Source organism: Winogradskyella sp. (assembly GCF_025210595.1).
In the GTDB taxonomy this organism is placed as follows: domain Bacteria; phylum Bacteroidota; class Bacteroidia; order Flavobacteriales; family Flavobacteriaceae; genus Winogradskyella.
Genome location: NZ_JAOARH010000094.1, coordinates 1 through 3,076, shown reverse-complemented (window position 1 = coordinate 3,076; position 3,076 = coordinate 1). Strand labels below are relative to the sequence as shown.

Genomic DNA, 3,076 nt, shown 5'->3' with positions numbered 1-3,076 from the left:
TGTTTTCTGTTTGTCATCCTGAACTTGTTTCAGTATTTCAGGATCTATCTTAATTACACTACAAATATTATAGTGTATTACGCAATATTTTTGCGCAGTTTATTTTTTAATGATATCAAAGTAAAATTTGCTGTCGCAAGGGCACTCTTCAATCAAACCTTCTTCATGATAATTTATATAGTGTCTTATTGAATATATCGCTTCAGAATAATTAAACTCAATTACCTTCCTGTAGAATTCTTTATACTTAGTATTACTATTTTTATTTGTTGGTGTTAAATGAATCAAATCGTTTCTAAAGTTTTTAATAGCTAAAACTTTTTGATATTTAGATTCATGTTCTACTGTATAGTCTTTATCAAAACATTTAGGAATTATTTTTTGTGTTTTAAAATCAATGCTTAGTTCGTATATCTTCTCTACACCTATTTTATTACCTTTCTTTGTTGTATATACAAAATCTGTAGGTATTGATTTATTTATAAAGGCTTCAAGTGAAGCGCATAACATTATGATATAGCTCGAGGCAAATTGGAAAAACGTTTCAAATTGCTTCATAGCCTCGTCTATTGATTGGGTATCACGATTTAAAAGTTCTTTTTTATAATTATAAATCATTCCAGAAAACAATTGAGCGCTCGAAAAATAAATCACGCTTGGATCTAATTCGGGAATAAATTTCTTTTCTTGTTTATACAAATAGTCAAAACCAAAGGTTGCTTTATTGTTAGAAGTGTGTACCATTATATCATAATCATCGTCGTAATCAGTAGACTCTAAAAATTCTTTGGCTATATCTTTACTTTTTTCAGGAATATCTTCTTCTTTAATATCATTTAAATCAAATGAAGTTTTATATGTTTTAATGGTCTTAGGAACTATATGCTTCATAATATTGTTTTTATAATTTAATTAAAAAGACCTAAACTAAATATGTTTAGGTCTTTTCACTACTTATTCACTGAGAAAATATCCTTTAATTGTTCAATGACGTTGCCATTTCCAGCAACTGTGATTTCCCCAATTTTATCGGCAATTTTCTCTACGTATTCCATCTCTTTTAATTTAAACAACATGCTGTTGTCTTCCATTAATTTTGCGGTATTTAACAAGCTTCGGGTAGACGCTGTTTCTTCGCGTCTTGTCACCACATTTGCCTGTGCTTTTTTATGAGCAATCAATACTTGGTTCATGATGTCTTTCATATCACCAGGTAAGATGACATCTCTAATACCTGTATGTAATACGTTTACACCCAATTTGCTAGCCTGTACTTTTACATCACTTAAAACGGCTTTAGCAATTGTTTCCTTTTGCTCTAACAATTCGTCTAAGGTGTAAGCACCGACAAAGGCTCTCAATGCTAACTGTAAGATAATGTACAACTGTTTTTCGTAATCTTTGTTATGCATTAATGCTGTCTCAATGTTTGTGACTTTATATTGAGCATAGAAGTTAATACGAACAGTTGCTTTATCCTTAGTTAACAATTCCTGACCAGCAATTTCTAACTGCAATTGACGCATATCGGCTTTTGCGATTTTAATCGTTTGGTCATTTCTCCAGAAATGGTATGTACCATGTTCTAAAGTTTTCACAAACATATCGTTAACAATCATAATCGCTTTCTCGAAAGCAGCGATTTCAAATGTTCTGATATACTTGCTCAATTCTGGCTTACTGTAAATCGCTTTTTCAATAGCTTCAGTAATTTCAATTTTACTTAAATCGGCAGTTACAAATTTATAATCGATCAAGTCGTTCCAGTAGGTGTGACGACCAGCAGATAACACCTGCTTAAAGTTACCATTTTCGTAAACCAAAACGATCTCATTATCCTTAACCTCAATGACATTTAATAGTTCTGCTAAAGCCTGATCTTTAAGTAAGATCTCTAAGGTTCTTGGTGCATTAAATGGTTGTGACAAGCTATATTTTGCAACATGTTCTCTAAAGCTTATCCAATGCTTACCTTCAGTAATCACACGTGTGTAATTACCATTTTTAAACACTAAACCGACCATACCTGCATGAATTCTTACTCTCTTCATGATTTCTAATTATTTTGCTCTGACTATTTATCTCAGAACGGTTAAACATTTATAATAGGATTCTCATTGTGAGAATGACTATTCTTTGGTAAAACAAAGCGAAAGAAAACCATCTTTCTAACTACGGAAATACAACCGATTTAAAGTGCTTTTGAGTATTGTTTTTTTAGATGATTAATCAACTTTTAACTTAAGTATTCTCAAGTCTTTTAATTGAAAAATGAATCTTTTAAAGAACACCTAAAACAGCTTAAAATACATGTGTATCTCAAGGTGCTGTCTAGACTGCGCCAGCAATAATTTGCTTTTACCAGTTTTAATTCACTTTGTTTTTTGCCGTTTAGAGTGCGACACACTTGGTGGTCGATTTTTACAAGTGACCTTCTTGATAAAAAGATGGATTTTCAGTCCATTTTTCAAACTGTAACCAAAATACAGCGCGTCTGCCAGTTCCGCCACAAGACCTAAGTCTTGGCAGGATTCGAACCTGCACTTGAATCTATTGCTCTAACCTACTGAGCTACTTCCCCATTTTAATGGTATAATTTGTGGGGAAGATGGGAGTCGAACCCATGACACATAGAATGGTGATTATTATTTGGCAAATAATCAACGCCTTCAAGTCAAGTTGAACATAAAAACCTAATGCCAAGTGGCAAGGATTTATACAATAGTGCTATACCGAAACACTTAACAAGACTTGCTCGATGTACCTCTTACCAGATTCGAACTGGTACTTTCACAATAGTGAACAGATAGGCTCTAAATGCGCTTCCCTACTTTACATCCTGTGTATTTCGGTGCTTCTGCAAAACCTAGTCATTGGCAGGCTTGCCACCAACCACTTCATCCTATCACTCCGCGGTTACGTCAATCTTTTTCCGCAGCTCTTCCCTTTAAGCTAAAGAGGTAATTAATATTTTAAAAAGCGTTCTGAGAATACCTTCGCTTTAGGATAAGCTTTCTTAGGATTATAGCCGTAGCCCTTCCCTAATTTTCCACGTGCTTCTCATTGCTTAGAGAAT

General features: G+C 33.4%; 2 protein-coding genes. Both read right to left on the bottom strand.

From position 1 onward, the window contains the following. Nucleotides 1–99: 99 nt before the first annotated feature. On the bottom strand, nucleotides 100–891 hold the full coding sequence (locus N4A42_RS09930; RefSeq protein ID WP_294073471.1) for a hypothetical protein: 792 nt from the start codon (nucleotides 889–891) through the stop codon (nucleotides 100–102). Nucleotides 892–950: 59 nt separating this feature from the next. Beyond that, complete coding sequence (locus tag N4A42_RS09925; protein WP_294073469.1) at nucleotides 951–2,051, bottom strand: slipin family protein; 1,101 nt, start codon at nucleotides 2,049–2,051, stop codon at nucleotides 951–953. Nucleotides 2,052–3,076: the final 1,025 nt, after the last annotated feature.